Annotated in this window: 17 protein-coding genes, 1 tRNA gene, 1 pseudogene and 1 riboswitch; of the genes and pseudogenes, 7 read left to right on the plus strand and 12 right to left on the minus strand. The window is 62.4% G+C overall.

Annotated elements, in window-relative coordinates; translation table 11 throughout:
• The 3 genes and pseudogenes from LJE91_05150 to LJE91_05160 all read left to right on the plus strand — a co-directional run.
• A partial coding sequence (locus LJE91_05150; protein MCG6868124.1) for a hypothetical protein occupies positions 1 to 274 on the plus strand: 274 nt, incomplete at its 5' end.
• Between the two features lie 340 nt (positions 275 to 614).
• Entirely contained in the window at positions 615 to 1,466 is an 852-nt protein-coding gene (locus tag LJE91_05155) for an ion transporter (GenBank protein ID MCG6868125.1), read from the plus strand.
• A 114-nt stretch (positions 1,467 to 1,580) separates the two neighbouring features.
• Positions 1,581 to 2,217, plus strand: a pseudogene (locus tag LJE91_05160) (transposase).
• A 111-nt stretch (positions 2,218 to 2,328) separates the two neighbouring features.
• Here LJE91_05160 and LJE91_05165 read toward each other — a convergent pair.
• From LJE91_05165 to pap, 12 genes are all read right to left on the minus strand, one after another.
• A tRNA-Lys gene (locus tag LJE91_05165) sits at positions 2,329 to 2,404 on the minus strand.
• 129 nt (positions 2,405 to 2,533) lie between these two features.
• A complete protein-coding gene (gene queC / locus LJE91_05170; GenBank protein ID MCG6868126.1) occupies positions 2,534 to 3,238 on the minus strand; it encodes a 7-cyano-7-deazaguanine synthase QueC in 705 nt (234 codons plus the stop codon).
• An 89-nt stretch (positions 3,239 to 3,327) separates the two neighbouring features.
• Positions 3,328 to 3,975 (minus strand): 7-carboxy-7-deazaguanine synthase QueE, encoded by a 648-nt coding sequence (queE, locus tag LJE91_05175; protein MCG6868127.1) that lies wholly within the window; start codon positions 3,973 to 3,975, stop codon positions 3,328 to 3,330.
• A gap of 96 nt (positions 3,976 to 4,071) precedes the next feature.
• On the minus strand, positions 4,072 to 4,863 hold the full coding sequence (gene ybgF / locus LJE91_05180; GenBank protein MCG6868128.1) for a tol-pal system protein YbgF: 792 nt from the start codon (positions 4,861 to 4,863) through the stop codon (positions 4,072 to 4,074).
• On the minus strand, positions 4,853 to 5,407 hold the full coding sequence (gene pal, locus LJE91_05185; GenBank protein MCG6868129.1) for a peptidoglycan-associated lipoprotein Pal: 555 nt from the start codon (positions 5,405 to 5,407) through the stop codon (positions 4,853 to 4,855). The genes ybgF and pal overlap by 11 nt, the downstream gene beginning before the upstream one ends.
• Positions 5,408 to 5,479: 72 nt before the next feature.
• Positions 5,480 to 6,781 carry a Tol-Pal system beta propeller repeat protein TolB gene (gene tolB, locus LJE91_05190; GenBank protein ID MCG6868130.1) on the minus strand — a complete coding sequence of 434 codons (1,302 nt, stop codon included), beginning with the start codon at positions 6,779 to 6,781 and terminating at the stop codon, positions 5,480 to 5,482.
• A 285-nt stretch (positions 6,782 to 7,066) separates the two neighbouring features.
• On the minus strand, positions 7,067 to 8,008 hold the full coding sequence (gene tolA / locus LJE91_05195) for a cell envelope integrity protein TolA (protein ID MCG6868131.1): 942 nt from the start codon (positions 8,006 to 8,008) through the stop codon (positions 7,067 to 7,069).
• A gap of 3 nt (positions 8,009 to 8,011) precedes the next feature.
• A complete protein-coding gene (tolR, locus tag LJE91_05200; GenBank protein MCG6868132.1) occupies positions 8,012 to 8,461 on the minus strand; it encodes a protein TolR in 450 nt (149 codons plus the stop codon).
• A 41-nt stretch (positions 8,462 to 8,502) separates the two neighbouring features.
• The gene (tolQ, locus tag LJE91_05205) at positions 8,503 to 9,201 is read right to left on the minus strand and encodes a protein TolQ (protein MCG6868133.1); all 699 of its coding nucleotides are present in this window, start codon (positions 9,199 to 9,201) and stop codon (positions 8,503 to 8,505) included.
• Complete coding sequence (gene ybgC, locus LJE91_05210) at positions 9,191 to 9,598, minus strand: tol-pal system-associated acyl-CoA thioesterase (protein ID MCG6868134.1); 408 nt, start codon at positions 9,596 to 9,598, stop codon at positions 9,191 to 9,193. Before ybgC ends, tolQ begins: the two co-directional genes overlap by 11 nt.
• 79 nt (positions 9,599 to 9,677) lie before the next feature.
• Positions 9,678 to 11,567 (minus strand): phosphomethylpyrimidine synthase ThiC, encoded by a 1,890-nt coding sequence (gene thiC, locus LJE91_05215; protein MCG6868135.1) that lies wholly within the window; start codon positions 11,565 to 11,567, stop codon positions 9,678 to 9,680.
• A gap of 49 nt (positions 11,568 to 11,616) precedes the next feature.
• Positions 11,617 to 11,716, minus strand: a riboswitch (TPP riboswitch).
• A gap of 55 nt (positions 11,717 to 11,771) precedes the next feature.
• Positions 11,772 to 13,259, minus strand: a complete 1,488-nt coding sequence (pap, locus tag LJE91_05220) for a polyphosphate:AMP phosphotransferase (protein MCG6868136.1) — start codon at positions 13,257 to 13,259, stop codon at positions 11,772 to 11,774.
• Positions 13,260 to 13,453: 194 nt separating this feature from the next.
• Between pap and LJE91_05225 the strand changes: the two genes are divergently transcribed.
• The 4 genes from LJE91_05225 (at position 13,454) to LJE91_05240 (ending at position 17,321) form a co-directional block, all read left to right on the plus strand.
• Complete coding sequence (locus LJE91_05225) at positions 13,454 to 14,113, plus strand: protein-L-isoaspartate O-methyltransferase (GenBank protein ID MCG6868137.1); 660 nt, start codon at positions 13,454 to 13,456, stop codon at positions 14,111 to 14,113.
• A 153-nt stretch (positions 14,114 to 14,266) separates the two neighbouring features.
• On the plus strand, positions 14,267 to 14,587 hold the full coding sequence (locus LJE91_05230; protein MCG6868138.1) for a sulfurtransferase: 321 nt from the start codon (positions 14,267 to 14,269) through the stop codon (positions 14,585 to 14,587).
• A gap of 90 nt (positions 14,588 to 14,677) precedes the next feature.
• On the plus strand, positions 14,678 to 16,003 hold the full coding sequence (locus tag LJE91_05235) for a TolC family outer membrane protein (GenBank protein MCG6868139.1): 1,326 nt from the start codon (positions 14,678 to 14,680) through the stop codon (positions 16,001 to 16,003).
• 28 nt (positions 16,004 to 16,031) lie between these two features.
• Positions 16,032 to 17,321 carry a 3-deoxy-D-manno-octulosonic acid transferase gene (locus tag LJE91_05240; GenBank protein MCG6868140.1) on the plus strand — a complete coding sequence of 430 codons (1,290 nt, stop codon included), beginning with the start codon at positions 16,032 to 16,034 and terminating at the stop codon, positions 17,319 to 17,321.
• The last annotated feature ends 13 nt before the right edge of the window (positions 17,322 to 17,334 follow it).

Raw genomic sequence — 17,334 nt, forward strand, 5'->3', positions numbered from 1 at the left:
ATACCAGATTGCGCCGGATTTTCGTTCGTCATCAAGGCGCGACAACAGGCGCATAGTCAAACTATGTCAGTGTTGTCGCAACACAGAGGACGGACGAAAAGACAAGCTGGATGGTATGTCATTTGACAGAAATCGCCTAAGCCGTGTCGCCGAACAACCTTTCATTCCGCGTGAGCGTGGTTCCGGCCCCCGCATGGCAACCCAAAACTACTTCGACAGGCATGGGCTCAGTCTCAGCGTGCGAATGGAACTCGGTAGCAATGAGGCGATATAGCAGGCGATACTCGGTGGTTTGGGTATCGCTGTCTTGTCAAAGCACGCGTTAGGTATGGGAAGTGATCAATCTGGACTGACGATTCTGGACGTCGAAGGGTTTCCCATTCCATGGTAATGGCATGTCGGACATATGCACGGTAAGCGTTTGTCGGTTGTTGCACATACCTTTCTTGAGTTCATGCGAAGCCAGGCAATCGCTTCGTCCTAGCAGAGCCAACCAGCCGTGAGCGGACCCAGTGAAAAGTTGGATGGATCTGGAATAATGAGGCTTGTCCTGCGCAATCTTGCAGTCAGGAGCGACTCTGGCTTTTACTAACGGCTAACGGAGGCTATAAACGATGGATCGAGGCGAACCCAGTCCCCGGCTGTTTGAATCACGTCAGCGTATGGCATACTGGATTGAGGCGGCACGCGTCCAGTACTTCATCGTTGCGATAATTGTCATCAACGCCGTCACGCTAGGCCTGGAAACCTCGCCGGCCGTGATGGTCCGTGTCGGATATTGGTTGCTGGTGCTGGACAACATCGTCCTCGGCGTATTCGTCCTCGAGATGTCGGCCAAGCTGTATGCCTACCGCTGGGGTTTCTTTCGTGATCCCTGGAACGTCTTCGACTTCGTGATCGTCAGCATTGCCCTGATCCCTGCCAGTGGACCGCTATCGGTCATGCGAGTATTGCGAATTCTGCGTGTCATGCGGTTGATCTCCGTCATGCCAAGGCTCCGTTTCGTTGTGGAGTCGCTCCTGCACGCCATTCCGGGTATTGCCTCCATTGCCGGACTGCTGGTGTTGCTTTTCTACGTGTTCGCCGTCATGGCTACCGGGCTGTATGGGACCGAGTACTCAGCATGGTTCGGGACCATCGGCAAATCCATGTACACGCTGTTTCAGATCATGACGCTGGAGAGCTGGTCGATGGGAATCGTACGTCCGGTGATGGAATCTCACCCGTACGCCTGGCTGTTTTTCATTCCTTTCATACTAATCGCAACGTTTACCATCCTTAACCTCTTCATTGCCATTATCGTCAACACTATGCAAACCATGCATGACCGCACGCAGGAGCAGGAACGATCCGTCATCGAAGGTGCGGTACAAACAGAGCAGGTTGCGCTGGAAGAGAAACTGGAGGCGCTCCACGAAGAACTGAGAGAGCTGAAGCGACTGCTTGTTAATGGCCATCTAAACTGACCCACTTACAGCCAACGACTTTGACCCACCCTGTGGGTGTTTCAGGAAAAGAAAGGGGTCAGACCCCTTTTTAGATATACTCCTACGCTTCCGACCGTAGCCAGGAGTCTGTGCATGCCCCGCAAACGACGCTTCTTCCTTCCGGACGTTCCCGTCCATGTCGTGCAACGGGGCAACAATCGACAGGCGGTGTTCGCTTGCTGTTGACGCCGCGCGAAGCGGAAGCGATCGGTGCCACGCTACAGGCACTCGGCAGACGGTTCGTACCCTACATCAACCACAGCTACCAACGCACCGGAACCCTGTAGGAAGGCCGTTTCAAGGCGAACGCCATCCAAGAAGAGAGCTATTTGCTCGCCTGCTACCGCTATATCGAGCTCAATCCCCTACACGCCGCGATGGTCGATACCCCGAAGATTATCGCTGGTCCAGTTACCGCGCCAACGCCCTTGGCGAGCCCAATCCGTTGCTCTCTCCCCATGGACGCTACATGGGCCTTGGTAAACAGCCTGCCGATCGCCAGAACGCCTATCGCCGCCTATTCTTGTCCCAGCCGGATTCCGCAATGCTCCGCGAGATGCGCTCCTGCCTACAGACTGGAACACCGCTCGGCAACGAACGCTTCCGCGAGATCGAACGGGCACTTGGCGTCAAAGTCGGCTACAGCGCTCGCGGACGGCCAAAGAAACCCGTGACGAAGCCGGCTCCGGACGATACCCAAATCGAGTTAGGCACCCTTAAAGGGTTCTGACCCCTTTACCGGAGGCGCAGAAATCGCCTTATATCATGCACTTGGGAATCTACCCACACCGCCAATGACCCACAGATTTTGCTGAGGAGGCCTAATTTAAATGGATTAATCTGGTGGGCCGTGAAGGACTCGAACCTTCGACCAATGGATTAAAAGTCCACTGCTCTACCAACTGAGCTAACGGCCCTGCAAGAAAAGGCCGACAGTTTACCTGCCCCAAACAGAATCACCAAGATCTGCGCGACGATGACCGCACTGAATACCTTCCGTGGAGGCATCTTCTTGGCTTCATTAAGAACCGACGGTCGCCTTGTCTTCAGGCCGTTGTCCTGGCCGATGTCCTGGCCGATGCCTGGTAGCGGGTGGGATCCGCGACACCGGCCTCGGCGAAGCCGGCGGCGCGCAGGCGGCAGGCATCGCAGATGCCGCAGGCGCGGCCAAGGTCGTCTGGAGAGTAGCAGGACACCGTGACGGAGTAGTCCAGGCCCGCGGCGAGGCCGGTACGGATGATCTCGGCCTTACTCTTGTCGATCAGCGGTGTATGGATGTGGAAGGGCTCTCCCTCGATGCCGGTACGCGTGCCAAGATTGGCCGTCTTCTCGAAGGCCGCAATGAATTCCGGGCGGCAGTCCGGATACCCCGAATAGTCGACGACGTTGACCCCGATGAAGATGTCGCTCGCCGGCAGCACTTCCGCCCATCCCAGTGCGACCGACAGGAAGATCGTGTTCCTCGCCGGGACGTAGGTGACGGGGATCCCCTCGGTCGGTTCGTTTGGCACCGGGATCGACTGATCGGTCAGCGCGGAGCCGCCGAACTGCGCTAGGTTGAGGGGAAAGAACTGGTGATCTTCGACGCCCAGCGCGTCCGCCACGATGCGCGCGGCGTTCAGCTCGGCGCCGTGACGCTGGCCGTAAAGAAAACTGAGGGCGTAGCATTTGTAGCCCTTCTGTTTCGCCAGCGCGAGCGCGGTTGCGGAATCGAGTCCGCCCGAAAGCAGCACCACGGCCTTTCTCACCATCGAAAGATTCCCTTCGCTTGGCTGCGTACCGGCCTGCGTCCTTCCCGATACGAGTCGTTTTTCAATTGAGGCAACTCCCTGTTGCCCCGTCAACGCCCGGGTTCGTCTCCCCAGAGGATCTTGTGCAACTGCATCTGGAACCTGACCGGCAGACGGTCTTCGAGTACCCATTCGGCGAGTTGCGCGGGATCGATCCTGCCGTGTGCGGGCGATACCAGCACCTCACATCTCGCCGTCAGATCTTGCCGCGCGATCACCTGCCGGGCCCAGAGGTAGTCTGCGCGGTCGCAGATGACGAACTTGACCTGGTCGTGGGGCAGGAGGTGTTCGATGTTCTCGAACCGGTTACGGGACGATTCGCCCGAGGCCGGGGTCTTCAGATCCATGACCCGGGTGACGCGCGGGTCGACAGCCGAGATATCGATTGCACCGCTGGTCTCCAGCGACACGTCGAATCCAGCGTGGCAGAGCCGCTCCAGCAGGACCAGGCAGTGCCTCTGCGCCAGCGGTTCGCCGCCGGTGACGGTCACGTGCCGGACACGATGTCGGCGAACCCGCTCGAGTATGCCGTCGAGCCCCATCCTCTCTCCGCCCGTGAAGGCGTATTCCGTGTCGCAGTAGCGACAGCGCAGGGGACATCCCGTCAGACGGACGAATACGGTGGGCAGGCCGGTCGTGCGCGTCTCTCCCTGTAGCGACAGGAAGATCTCCGTCACCCTGAGGTCCTCTGCCGCTATCTTGCGGGTTACATGACTCCCTGGGGTGCGCGGGGACACTGACTCTGCGGGGGGGCCCTGGCTCGAAACGATGCGGCTCATGGTGTAGGCACCCTATCAGCGGCCCTGATCGCGCAAGGAACGGAGCTTCTGCTCCGCCAGGCGCGCGACACCGGTATTGGGGTAGTCACGGATCACGTCGGTTAGGGCCTGCTCCGCCTCTTGCGAACGTTCCATCGCGCTGTAGGTGTAACCGGTCTTCAGGCGTGCGTCGGCGACCTTTGCACTATCCGGATAGCGGGAAACGACCTCGCCGAAGGCGGTAAGCGCCTGCGGGTAGTCCCCGGCACCGTAGTATGCCTCGGCCAGCCAGTACTGCGCGTTCGCGGCATAGACGCTGTCCGGGTGGTCGCGAAGGAAGCGCGTGAACGCATCAATCGTTTCCTCCTGGCGACCACCGGAGAGGAGCAGCCGTCTGGCGGCCTGATATTCGGCGGCCTCGATCGCGGTGGCCTCGGGAACGGGCGGACCGCCCGTGGAACCTGTACCGACACCCTCCTGGGTCACGCCCTCTCGGGATTCGGCCCCGAGGGGACCGCTGACGGCAGGGTCCGGAGGCCCGGACGCGCCGCGGGACTGTTCGAGCTCGTAGAGCCGGCGGTCGATGTCCAGGTAATTCTGCCGCTGCCGGTCGAGCACAGTATCCAGTTCGTGGCGCATCCTCTCGTTCTCGCCACGCAACTCCCGCAGTTCGCGTCCCATCCGGTCCAGCCTCTCCAGCATGTCCCGCAGAAGCTGACCGGTCCCGTTCCCGGCGGCTTGCTCCTGACCGGCCACGGGACCCGCGGAGCATGTCACCAGTATCGCCGCAGTCAGGATAACGCGGCGCCAGGTTCGTTCATCGGCCAAGATAGACGATCTCCACCCGCCGGTTCTGCTGCCACGCGGTTTCGTCGTGCCCGAAATCCGCGGGGGTCTCCTCTCCATAGCTGACGACCTCCAGTTGGTCACCGCCCACACCTTCGGCCATCAACATCTGGCTGACCGACCAGGCGCGCCGTTCGCCGAGACCCAGATTGTACTCGCGCGAACCTCGCTCGTCGGTGTGGCCCTCGAGCCTCACCTTCTGCTGTGGATTGTTCGCGAGCAACCTTCCATGGGCGATCAGGACCTCGCGCGAGGTCTCTGAGAGTTCGCTGCTGTCGTAGTCGAAGTACACCACGCGCACCGCCACGATGCTGTCGGGGTTGTCAAGCGCGGTAAGACTCAGGTCCGGATCTTCCCCCAGCGGCGTGGCCTGGCCTACCCCGGCGGCGCCTTCCGGCCCCGCCGTTGCGGCCTGCGCGTCGGCCTCGGCCCCCGAGTCAGCGCGCTTGCCGCCGGTGGACGAACACCCCCCGGATACCAGTAACACCAGGACCAGCCACATCCCCCACGACCTGGAAATACCCATTCTCATCTCCCGTTTCTGGATGGAATTCTTCTTTTGTGCGCCAGTGCGGGCGACCGGTCGGTCGCACCGGAATCAGTCCGTGAACGGCGACCACACCGGCTCCCGGACATCCTCGTTGTGCTGCCTCAGGATCTGTCTCACCTTGCCGTCGACGCTCACCGCCGCCAACACACCCCTTCCCCCGTTCTCCGTGGCGTAGAGGATCATGCTCCCGTTGGGGGCAAAACTGGGGGACTCGTCCAGCCGGCCGTCGGTCAGCACCAGAAATTCACCGCTCCGCAGATCCTGGAGCGCGATCCGGTCGCCAGTGCCGTCCTGATGGACCATCGCGATCTTGCCGCCGTCCGGCGATACGTCCGCCGCGGCATTGTAGCGCCCCTCGAAGGTCAGGCGTTTCGCCTCCCCCCCCTTGGCCGGGACCTGGTAGAGCTGCGGGCGGCCGCTCCGGTCAGAGGTGAAAACGATCGACTGCCCGTCCGGCATCCAGACGGGACCGGTGTTGGTACCCGTGCCCTGGGTGATCCGCGTGAGCCCGCCGCTGTCTATGTCCATGACGTAGACATCCGGGGCGCGCCCCCCGGAGAGCGTCAATGCCAGACGACGACCGTCCGGTGACCAGGCGGGCGCGCTGTTGATGCCCGCCCTGCCGGACAGCTTGTCTCGTTGTCCGGTAGCCAGGTTCTGCACGAAGACCTCGGGACGATCGTCTTCGAACGAGACATAGGCGAGCGACTTTCCGTCGGGCGACCAGGCCGGCGACATCAGCGGCTTTGACGAAGTAAAGATCGAACGCGGGTCGTAGCCATCCGAGTCCGACACCTCCAATCGGTACACGACCTGGTCGCCGCCCCGGTTGGAAACGATGTAGGCGATACGGCTACTGAAGGCCCCGCGCTCACCGAGCAGCGCCTCGTAGATCTTGTCGCTGATCCGGTGCGCGGCCTTGCGCATCGTCGCCTGCGCGGCCGGCACGCGGTAACCGGCCAGGCGCCGGCCTTCGTAGACATCGAAGAGCTCGAACGAGACGGTCGCGCCGTCCGCGCCCTGTGACGACACCGCGCCCGTCACGAGATATTCCACACCCTTCCCGCGCCAGAGATCGAAATCGACCGCATCTCCGGCCGGGACCTGCTCCGGGAATGCTGTCGGGGAGAGCGGTGCGAACCTGCCGCTGCGCTTCAGGTCGGACTCGACGATGCCGTCGATGGTGTCCCCGTCGCCCAACGGACCGGCGTGACCCGAGAAGGGCAGGATGGCGATCGGCAGGGCGCCTTCCACACCCTGGGTTATCTCGATTTCGAGGACAGCCCGCACCGTACCCGAAAGCAGACACAGGATCACGAGGGCAAAAAGTAAACGTGGGGATTTTGTCATCTTGGATAGTCAAACTGCCCCGCGAACCGTACGGCAGGGAGCCCCTGGCAGCACTTTGGCTACAGGATCGACTCCTAAGGCGATTTCTGTCAAATAACATACCATCCTGCTTGTCTTTTCGTCCGTCCTCTGTGTTGCGACAACAGTGACATAGTTCGGCTATGCGCCTGTTATCGCGCCTTGATGACGAACGAAAATCCGACGCAATCTAGTATGCCATTTTCCGGCAATCGCCTAAATGTCGCACGCTACAACAAGTTCGACGATTCCGCCATGTGCAGGGGATCACTCCGGTGCAAATGTGAACCGGATCTCTCGCTCGAAGACATCGGGACTCGGGGCCTTGGGCAGGGGTTCCGCCCACCGGACCGCGTCTTCGACGGATTTGCGAAACGCCTGGTTCCCGGTACACTGGGTGACCTGGAAGTCCTGAATGTAACCGGCCGGGGTCTGGGTCACATTGACGACACAACGGTCGCCCGATGGCGCGTCCGCGGGCCGCCGCCACAATCGCTGAATGCGCGCCTTGATGGAGTCCGCGTAACGCAACCTCAGGGCGTTCAGCTCGGATTCCCGCCGGCGGGCCTCGGCCTCCCGCAGTTCTGCGTCCTCGGCTGCCTGGAGTTCGGACAATCGCTTCCGTTCGGCGAGGCGCCGCACCTCTTCCTCCTTCTTCCGGCGCGCCTCGGCCGCCTTACGTTCGGCTTCGGCCTTCTTCGCCTCCGCCTCGGCGGCCTCCCGCTTGCGTCGTTCCTCGGCCTCGCGCTGTGCCGCCTCTCGTTCCTCGCGCTCCTGCTCGGCCTGCAGTTCGCGTTGGCGCCTTACCTCCGCCTGCCGCTTTTCCTCTGCGAGCCGTTTCTCCTCGGCGACTCGCTTTTCCTCGGCTGCTCTTTTCTCTTCCGCCTTGCGCTGCGCCTCAGCCTTACGGCGCGTCTGTTCCTCGCGCTGCTTCCCGGCCCGGCGTTGGCGCTCGGCCTCCTGTTCCCTGAGCTGGCGCGCAAGCTCCGCTTCCCTGGCCTTCTCCTCTTCGCGTCGCTTCGCCTCCTCCAGACGCCGCAGTTCGGCGGTATCGACGACCGTTGCCTTGACGCTCTCCACGCGCGGCGAGGGAGGGCGCATCTCACGGTCCGTGTACTGGAAACCGACGAAGATCAGTCCGATGGCGGCGACGTTGACCGCCAGCGCGGCGGCCAGCGATCCTGGGATGTGTCGCTGTCGTTCGGACACGCCTCACTCCCCGTCGGGCAATTCATCCGGCATCTCCGTCACCAGACCGACGCCCTCGACACCGGCCTCCTTGAGCAACACCAGGGCAGACACCACTCGCTCGTAGGGTACGGTTCGGTGTCCCTCGACATAGACCTTATCCTTCCCACTCTCTTCGACCTTCTTCGCAACGACCTCACCGAGTTCCGTGTCACTCAGTGGGATGCGCTCCGGTTTGACGTAGAAACGGCCATCCCCAGCAACCTGAACCACGATCGGTTCGCTGGCCCGTGTCTCCTCAGGCAGGGGCCGTGACGGCGCCTGGGGCAGATCGATCTCCACACCCTCCTGAAGCATCGGCGCGGTGACCATAAAGATCACCAGCAATACCAGCATGACGTCGATGTACGGGACGACATTGATCTCCGACATCACACGACGACGGCGTCGAATGGGGGCGTCCAGGTCTCTCATGACATTTCCCGCCGGTTGCGACGGCTCGTGCCCGCCACGGATCAGCCGGCCTGGCGCGGGGAGGCTTCCCGGGACAGGACCTGCCGTTGCAGCAAGGCCGTGAATTCCTCCATGAAGATCTCGTACTGATTAGCGAGGCGGTCGACGTCGGTGGAGAATCGGTTGTAGGCGATGACCGCAGGTATCGCGGCGAACAGACCGAGCGCTGTGGCGATGAGCGCTTCGGCGATGCCGGGGGCCACGGTGGCCAGTGTGGCCTGCTGCATGTCCGCCAGCGCGCGGAAGGCATTCATGATCCCCCACACGGTGCCGAACAGACCGATATAGGGGCTTGTGGAACCGACCGTCGCCAGGAAAGGCAGGTAGGTCTCGAGCGAATCCACCTCGCGCTGCAGCGCAACCCGCATCGAACGGTGGGAGTTCTCCACCAGCGTCGCAGAGGTCGCACCTTCCTGCCGGTGCAGGCGGACGAATTCCTTGAAGCCGGCCGCGAAGATGTGCTGCATACCGAACAATTCGCTGCTGCCCCGGATCCGCTCGTACATCTTACCCAGATCCACACCGGACCAGAAGCGCTCCTCGAAGTCTCCGGCGAACTCACGTGCGTCGCGTAGCATACGCCACTTGCTGAAAATCATGGTCCAGGACACCACGCTTGCGATCAGCAGGAACGCCATGACGATCTGCACCACGACGCTCGCCTCGGTCACGAGACGATAGAAACTCATGTCAACCTGCACGGGAAAGGTCCTTTCTAAGATTTTCCGGAATGGGTCGGGGTCGAAACGAGGCGGCGTCGAGGCAGGCCACCCGGACCACGCCATCGGCCGCGATTGTCCGATCGGACAGGAGCACCTGTTGCTCGAACGTGACACTCGCACGATTCAGCTCGGAACGCGTGGCGTTTACCTCCAGGAGATCATTGAAACGCGCGGGCCTGATGAAGTTCACACTGGCCGAGCGCACGGCGAAGAGCAGCCCCTCCTCGCGGATCAATGTATCCTGTTCGTAACCCAGCGCGCGGAGCCACTCCGTTCTCGCCCGCTCCATGAACCTGAGGTAATTGGCGTAGTACACCACGCCGCCGGCATCGGTGTCCTCATAGTACACGCGAACGGTGATGGAAAATCCTGCCAAGGGCGAAACGTCTTTTGTCTATTCGAGATGAACCCCACGACACGTGCACCCGCGGCTCGCAACCAATACCCCAACGAGCCTAAGTCTTGCGGTAGATCTGCGCGCCCGCCTCCCGGAATTCGTCCGCCTTCTCGCGCATGCCGGTCTCGACCGCGGCCTCGGGCGTTTCGCCATGACTCCTGGCATAGTCCCGCACGTCCTGTGTGATCTTCATGGAGCAGAAATGGGGACCGCACATCGAACAGAAGTGCGCCACCTTCGCCGAGTCCTTCGGCAGGGTCCGGTCGTGAAACTCGCGCGCCCGTTCGGGATCGAGGCTGAGATTGAACTGGTCCTCCCAGCGAAACTCAAACCGTGCCTTGGACAGCGCGTTGTCCCGCAACTGCGCCCCGGGATGCCCCTTGGCGAGGTCCGCGGCGTGCGCGGCGATCTTGTAGGCGATGATCCCGTCGCGTACATCCTGCCGGTCCGGCAACCCGAGGTGCTCCTTGGGCGTGACGTAGCATAGCATCGCCGTACCGTACCAGCCGATCTGTGCCGCACCGATGGCCGAGGTGATGTGATCGTAGGCGGGCGCGATGTCGGTCGTCAACGGTCCCAGGGTATAGAACGGGGCCTCGAAGCAGTGCCGCAGCTGCTCGTCCATGTTTTCGCGAATCATCTGCATCGGCACGTGACCCGGCCCCTCGATCATGACCTGACAGTCATGCTCCCAGGCAATCTTCGTCAGCTCCCCGAGCGTGCGGAGTTCCGAGAACTGCGCCGCGTCGTTAGCGTCGGCGAGCGAGCCAGGACGCAACCCATCCCCCAGCGAGAACGACACGTCGTAGGCCTTCATGATCTCGCAGATCTCTTCGAAGCGGGTGTAGAGGAAGCTCTCTTTGTGATGGGCGAGACACCACTTGGCCATGATGGATCCGCCCCGCGAGACGATGCCGGTCACCCGGTCGGCGGTCAGCGGTACGAAAGCCAGACGCACGCCGGCGTGGATGGTGAAATAGTCGACCCCCTGCTCGGCCTGTTCGACCAGGGTGTCGCGGAAGATCTCCCAGGTCAGTTCCTCGGCCTTGCCGTCAACCTTCTCCAGGGCCTGATAGATGGGCACCGTGCCGATCGGCATAGGGGCGTTGCGCAGGATCCACTCGCGCGTCTCGTGGATGTGCTTGCCGGTCGACAGGTCCATCAGCGTGTCCCCGCCCCAGCGGGCCGACCAGACCATCTTCTCGACCTCCTCCTCGATCGAGGAGGTCACCGCGGAGTTGCCGATGTTCGTGTTGATCTTCACCAGGAAGTTGCGGCCGATAATCATCGGTTCGAGTTCCGGGTGGTTGATATTGGCGGGGATGATGGCGCGGCCGCGAGCGACCTCGTCACGGACGAATTCCGGCGTGATCCGCTCCGGCAGGGCCGCGCCGAAGGACTGACCCGCGTGCTGGCGCAGTAACCTGCGGTACGCCGGGTCCTCGCGCAGTTCGTCGAGGCGCAGGCTCTCCCGGATCGCGACGTATTCCATTTCCGGGGTGACGACACCCCGGCGCGCGTAGTGCATCTGGGTCACATTGGCGCCATCAACGGCCTTTCTCGGGGTGCGCAGATGCCCGAAGCGAAGATGTGCCAGGTCTGGGTCGGATTGACGGCAAGCGCCGAATTCCGATGACGGCCCGTCCAGCAGGCGGGTGTCGCCACGCTGCTCGATCCACACGGAACGGACTTCCGGCAGCCCTTTGAGCAGGTCGATCTCGACGTCCGGATCGGTGAAGGGGCCGGAGGTGTCGTAGACGAAGACAGGGGGATTGTTCTCGTCCCCGTCGGCGGCGGGTGTCGGGGTCTGTTCGATCCGGCGCATGCCGACGCGCAGGTCGGGCCGGGAACCTTCGACGTAAATCTTGCGCGAACCCGAAAACGGACCCGTCACGTCTCGCGAAACGCGGACCGTCTCGCGAATAAACTCTTCGGGAATGGCACTCATGTCGTAGCCTCCTGTGGGGCGGAGGCTTCTCGCGGGACGTGCCGGTCATCGACCTTCCCTGAAGCATTCCCTCCGCTGGTGCTAACCAGTTCAGGTTCCAAGGGTTTTTCTCAGCATCCCGGTAGAAGGACGCACCCCCAGCTTGCAGTCAGGCCACGGTATAGAAGTCCGCCCATGTTTTCAAGGACACGATCATCGGGGGATTCACCCGCCGAGGGCCTTGCGCAGCGCACGCACCACGGTGGTGATGACCTCGACCCGTGCGAATCGCTTGTCGTCACCCGGAATAAGATGCCAGGGCGCGAACTCGGTACTGGTCCGCGATACCATATCGTCGATCGCCTCACGGTAGAGGTCCCACTTCTCGCGGTTTCGCCAGTCCTCGTCCGTGATCTTGTGCTGCTTGTACGGCGTCTGTTCGCGAAGCTGGAAACGGTTCAGTTGCTCCTCCTTGCTGATGTGAACCCAGAACTTCAGCAGGACGTCGCCACGCTCGGTCAACTGCTCCTCGAAACTGTTGATCTGCCGATAGGCAGCCTGCCACTCCAAGGGGGTTGCGAAACCTTCGACACGCTCAACCAGGACGCGCCCGTACCAGCTGCGGTCGAAGATCCGCATGTGCCCGGCGCGCGGCACGTGACGCCAGAACCGCCAGAGATAATGGTGCGCCAGCTCCTCGTCGGTCGGTGCGGCCACCGAGATGGTGCGCCGCAGCCGCGCGTCGACGGCCTGGGTCACGCGGCGGATCGCCCCGCCTTTGCCGGCGGCGTCCCAGCCCTCGAACACGAGTATGCAGGCGCGCTTCTGTCGATAGGCCTCCCAGGCGAGTGCGGTCAATACCCCCTGCATCTCGGCGAGCCGATTCCTGTAGTCTTTCTTCTCGAGCCGCTGACCGAGATCGACCGTGTCGAGCACCGTGATGTCGTCCACGTCGGTATCGCCCAGGCCTACGGCATCGGAGGCATCCTGAGCCGCCGATGCCGCATCCCCGTGCATCACTTCTTCCAAGGCCCGACAGACCAGCTCTCCAGTCCTGATATCCCGATAGTTCTTGTCGGTCGCCTCGATGATGTGCCAGGGGGCGACCCCGGTATCGGTGGCTCGAACAATCCGTTCGGCGATGGACATAAACCGGGCGTATTCCTTTTTACTTCCCGTGTACTCCTTGGCCATGTTCCAGTAGCTCTGCTGATCGTGCGTGCTCTGCTCCAGCCGGTCCTTCTGCTCCTTTCTGGGGAGGTGATACCAGAGCTTCACGAACTTCGCGCCGTCCTGGCAGAGCATGCGCTCGAAATCGCCGATCCGGTTGAGCTGCGTCTCGACACGACCGTCCTCCACGCTGAGGTAGGCGTCGTCGATCACGTCGTTGTACCAGGCGCCGAAGAAGATGCCGATCGTCCCCCTCGCCGGCAACACCCGCCAATAGCGCCATGCCTTGGGCCGTTCGTTCTCTTCGTCGGACTGCTCCCAGAACGACCAGTTCTCCAGGCCCCGCGTGTCGAGCCATTCGTTCAGGCGATTCACCACGGCCCCTTTACCGGCGCCCTGGACCCCGGAAACGATGATGATCACCGGTGACGCCGATTTGCCCAGCTCACGCTGGCAGATCAGCAGACGCGTACGCAATGCGGCTTCCTGCTCCTTGAACGCTTCCTTCGACAGCTTATGGCCCAACTCCGCGGCTTCGAACACGGCCTATCCTCCTTTATGTTTGGTTCCAGTGAAGTATAGCCCTACCCGGTTCGGTCGAATCCTGATTCCTCGGCGTCGAATGGCCGCCAAAGACGAACGCTTCCCCCCGCTCGCGACTGCCGGGCGGACTTGCCCGGCACCGGCTTTGTCCGTAACCTTTAGCGGTTGCCGTAACGACCTGATGGAACGTTCGAATGGAATTTGACCTGGACAAGGCGCGAATCAACATGATCGAGCAGCAGATCCGTCCCTGGGACGTGCTGGATCAGAAGGTGCTGGACACGATTGCCGCGGTGCCTCGCGAGAACTTTGTCCCCGCCGCCTGGCGCAACCTCGCGTTCGCGGATTTCGGGATTCCGCTCGGACACGGGCAGGTGATGATGGAGCCGAAACTGGAAGGCCGGATGCTGCAGGAACTGGAGATCGGACCCGAGGACCGGATCCTGGAGATCGGCACCGGCAGCGGATACGTGACCGCCTGTCTCGCGCGCCTGGGTCGCGAGGTCGACAGTATCGAGATCCACGAGGATTTTTCCTCCGAGGCCGCTGGCCGGCTTCAACGGGCGTCAATCGGCAACGCGTCGCTGCTCAATGGCGACGCCTCCTCTGGCTGGGACAACGGGAAACGCTATGACGTGATCGCGGTAACGGGATCGCTGCCCGAGTATCAATCCGACTTCGAGCACTCCCTTGAGATCGGCGGCCGCCTGTTCGTGATCGTCGGGGAGGCGCCCGCCATGACCGCGCTATTGATAAGGTGCGCGAGCGAATCGGAAGTCACCCGTACGAAGCTGTTCGAGACCGTGCTCGTGCCACTCGAGAATGCCGTGAAACCGGCCGAGTTCGTTTTCTGAGGAGGCTCCGAGCAAGATGGGCGAGACGAACACAGCGCAAGGTGCGCGAAGTGACGCGGTGGAACCCGTTCACGCAGAAAGGCGACACAGCGAGCACCACACATCACAGGCAGGCACCGTCGCAGCGGTCTGTGCAGAACTGCCCTGACGACCGTGCGAAACCTCACGCCTTTCGCCCTGCAGGAGTACCTGGAAACGGCGGACCCCGCGCCGCTCCTCCTGGACGTCCGGGAGCCTTGGGAGTACCAGCGTGTGCACCTGCCCGAATCGCAACTCGTCCCGATGCGCCAGATCCCCGCGGCGGCGCAATCCCTGGAGACCGACCGGGAGATCGTCGTGATCTGTCATCACGGCGTTCGCAGCCGGCAGGTCGCCATGTTCCTGGAGTCGAGGGGATTCGGGCGAGTCATCAACCTGCAAGGTGGCATCGATGCCTGGGCGCGTGAACTCGATCCGTCGATGCCGACCTATTGAAGGACGCGTCAAACAGGCATTGAACCGGAAATCAGGCCCGATCGCATCGTCACTTCGACCCTGGATAGAGCACTTAGGAGACCGGCATTCATGTCGCTGACACAAACCCTGCGCTTAGTGACCGTCATGGCAGTCCTGATCCCTGGCGCGCACGCCAGTGCCGCGGATCTCAATCAGGTCTACGATCTCGCCCTGACCCGGGATGCAGTCTATCAGGCGGCACAGGCCCAGTACCTTGCCGCGCGGGAGGCCACGCCCCAGGCGCGCTCGTTCCTGCTGCCGCAGTTCAACGCTTATGCTGATTATGGCCAGTCAGACACCTCGATCCGTAAAGACCAGACGTTCGGCGACCGGGACTTCAACTCCGGGCAGACCCAGTACGGCCTGAACGCCACTCAGGTCATCTTCGACCGGGAACTGTTCATCGGCCTCGACCAGGCGGAAAAGAGCGTCATGCAGGCCGAAGCCGAGGTCGAGGCCGCCCGGCAGGACCTGATCCTACGCACCGCCTCGGCCTATTTCGAGGTCCTGTCGGCCGAGGACACCGTGCGCTTTACCGGCGCCGCCAAGGAGGCGCTCTACAAGCAGTTCGAACAGGCGGAGAAACGTTTCGACGTCGGGCTTATCGCCATCACCGACGTGAAGGTGGCGCAGGCCGACTTCGACAATGCCCGCGCGCTGGAGATCACCGCCATCAACGATCTGGCGATCGCGAAATCATCCCTCTGGGTCATCATCGGTGAAAGGCTAGGGGAAATCTCCAAACTCTCGGACCGCATGCCACTGGTCACGCCCCAACCCGAGGACATACAGGCGTGGATCGAAAAAGCGCTGGATCAGAACCTCGACCTGATCGCCACCCGTCTCGCGTCCGAGAATGCGGCACTAGAGGTCAAACGGCAACGCTCCGGACACTATCCAAAATTCGGGCTGGACGGTACGGCGAACCAGAACAACACCGACGCGGGCATCTTCGGCGGTCGCGATACCACCACCCTCGGTTTCTCTGTGCGAATGGACCTTCCGATCTATTCCGGCGGTCGCGTCAACTCGCTTACGCGCGAGGCACAGTACGATTTCCAGCGGGCGCAGGACGCACTCATCGAGACGCAACGGAACACCACCAAACAGGCGGCGGACTCCTATCTCACCGTGCTTTCCAATATCAGCCGGGTGGAGGCATTGAAACTAGCGGTAGAGTCGAACCAGGCCTCATACGAGGCAACAAAGGCGGGCTTCGATGTGGGTACCCGGACCTCGGTGGACGTGTCGCTGGCGATCCGGGGCCTGTTTCAGGCGGAACGCGACTACGCCGTATCCCGTTACGAGTATCTCCTTGCGACCCTAAGCCTGAAGCGCTCGGCCGGCACGCTGACCGTGGACGACATCAACAAGATCAACGCCTGGCTGGACTGATCGCGGAGGAAAACGCGCGCGTCCGCCCGTGCGTCTTCTGTACCGCTTCCTGACCTGGCTGGCCCTGCCAGCGCTGATCGCCTGGGTCGCATTACAGGCGCGCAGGGCGGGCGGCAGGAGGTTCCTGCACCAGCGTCTCGGCTGGTCTTATCCCCGGCTCGAGCGGACGGTCTGGTTCCACTGCGCCTCGGTTGGCGAGGTACAGGCCGCCTGCCCGCTGGTACGTAGGGTCATCGAGACCTGCCCTGCGCGGAAGGTAATCATCACCACCAACACGGCAACCGGCGCGCAGATCGTCGAAAGGACCTTCGGCAATCGCGTCTCTCACGCCTGGTTGCCCCTGGACTATTCCTCCGCGGTCAACCGGTTGCTCCGGGCCATCCACCCGGACTGCCTGCTGGTCTGTGAAACCGAAATCTGGCCGAATCTTTACGAGCGCTGCGCCGCACAGGCAATTCCGGTGGCCCTGTTCAATGCACGACTCTCGGATCGCACCCTGGGAGCGCCCGGCTTCGTCCGCAGGCTGTACCGGGGTGCGCTCCGGCAGGTCCGTGTGATACTCGCCCGCTCCGATGACGACGAGCGGGGGTTCGTCGCGCTGGGCGCGAGCCCGGATCGGATTCGCGTCCTGGGCAACCTGAAATACTCGGCCTGCGCTGGATCCGAATCGACGACGGAAGCCGATCCGGTGGTGCGCCCCTACTGGCTCGCCGCCTCGACGCACGACGATGAGGAGATTCGCCTGGACCACGTCTGGCAACGGATCGACGTACCGGGGATCCTGCCGGTCATTGCCCCGCGCCACCCGAACCGTGGCGATGCCATCTTCAATTCATTGACCCGGGCCGGCAGGCGGGTGGCAAGGCGCAGCGCGGGTGACGCCGTCGGACCGGACACAGACGTCTATCTGGCCGATACCCTTGGTGAGTTGCCTGGTCTGATGCGTCATGCACGCTTTGTCTTCATGGGCGGATCGCTTATCCCCTACGGCGGACACAACGTGCTGGAACCCGCCCGTCTCGGCAAGGCGGTCATCGTCGGGCCTCACACCGACGATTTCAGGGAGGAGGTGGCGCTGCTCGCCGGACGCGATGCGCTGATCCAGGTCGAGGACGACGAGGACCTTGAACACGTCATGCGGGAACTGAGTCGGGACGAGGCACGGTGCGCGGCGCTGGGTGCCAGGGCGCTGGAGTTCTCCCAGGCTCAGGAGCGGATCGGGGACGACTACCTCCGCGCGCTCAGGGAGTACGGGATCCTGCCGGATTGCATGGGTCCGCGCAACCACCTCACCCGCATGCCCCTTGTGCAGAGGTGAGCATCGACGCAAG

This window comes from Gammaproteobacteria bacterium, assembly GCA_022340215.1.
In the GTDB taxonomy this organism is placed as follows: Bacteria; Pseudomonadota; Gammaproteobacteria; order JAJDOJ01; family JAJDOJ01; genus JAJDOJ01.

What these genes read in the sequence shown, in the direction of transcription:
- LJE91_05155 (MCG6868125.1), top strand. Translation starts at nt 615, where the DNA reads ATGGATCGAGGCGAACCCAGTCCCCGGCTGTTTGAATCACGTCAGCGT.
- queC (MCG6868126.1), bottom strand. Translation starts at nt 3,238, where the DNA reads ATGGTGAGAAAGGCCGTGGTGCTGCTTTCGGGCGGACTCGATTCCGCA.
- pal (MCG6868129.1), bottom strand. Translation starts at nt 5,407, where the DNA reads ATGGGTATTTCCAGGTCGTGGGGGATGTGGCTGGTCCTGGTGTTACTG.
- tolB (MCG6868130.1), bottom strand. Translation starts at nt 6,781, where the DNA reads ATGACAAAATCCCCACGTTTACTTTTTGCCCTCGTGATCCTGTGTCTG.
- tolR (MCG6868132.1), bottom strand. Translation starts at nt 8,461, where the DNA reads ATGAGAGACCTGGACGCCCCCATTCGACGCCGTCGTCGTGTGATGTCG.
- thiC (MCG6868135.1), bottom strand. Translation starts at nt 11,567, where the DNA reads ATGAGTGCCATTCCCGAAGAGTTTATTCGCGAGACGGTCCGCGTTTCG.
- LJE91_05225 (MCG6868137.1), top strand. Translation starts at nt 13,454, where the DNA reads ATGGAATTTGACCTGGACAAGGCGCGAATCAACATGATCGAGCAGCAG.
- LJE91_05235 (MCG6868139.1), top strand. Translation starts at nt 14,678, where the DNA reads ATGTCGCTGACACAAACCCTGCGCTTAGTGACCGTCATGGCAGTCCTG.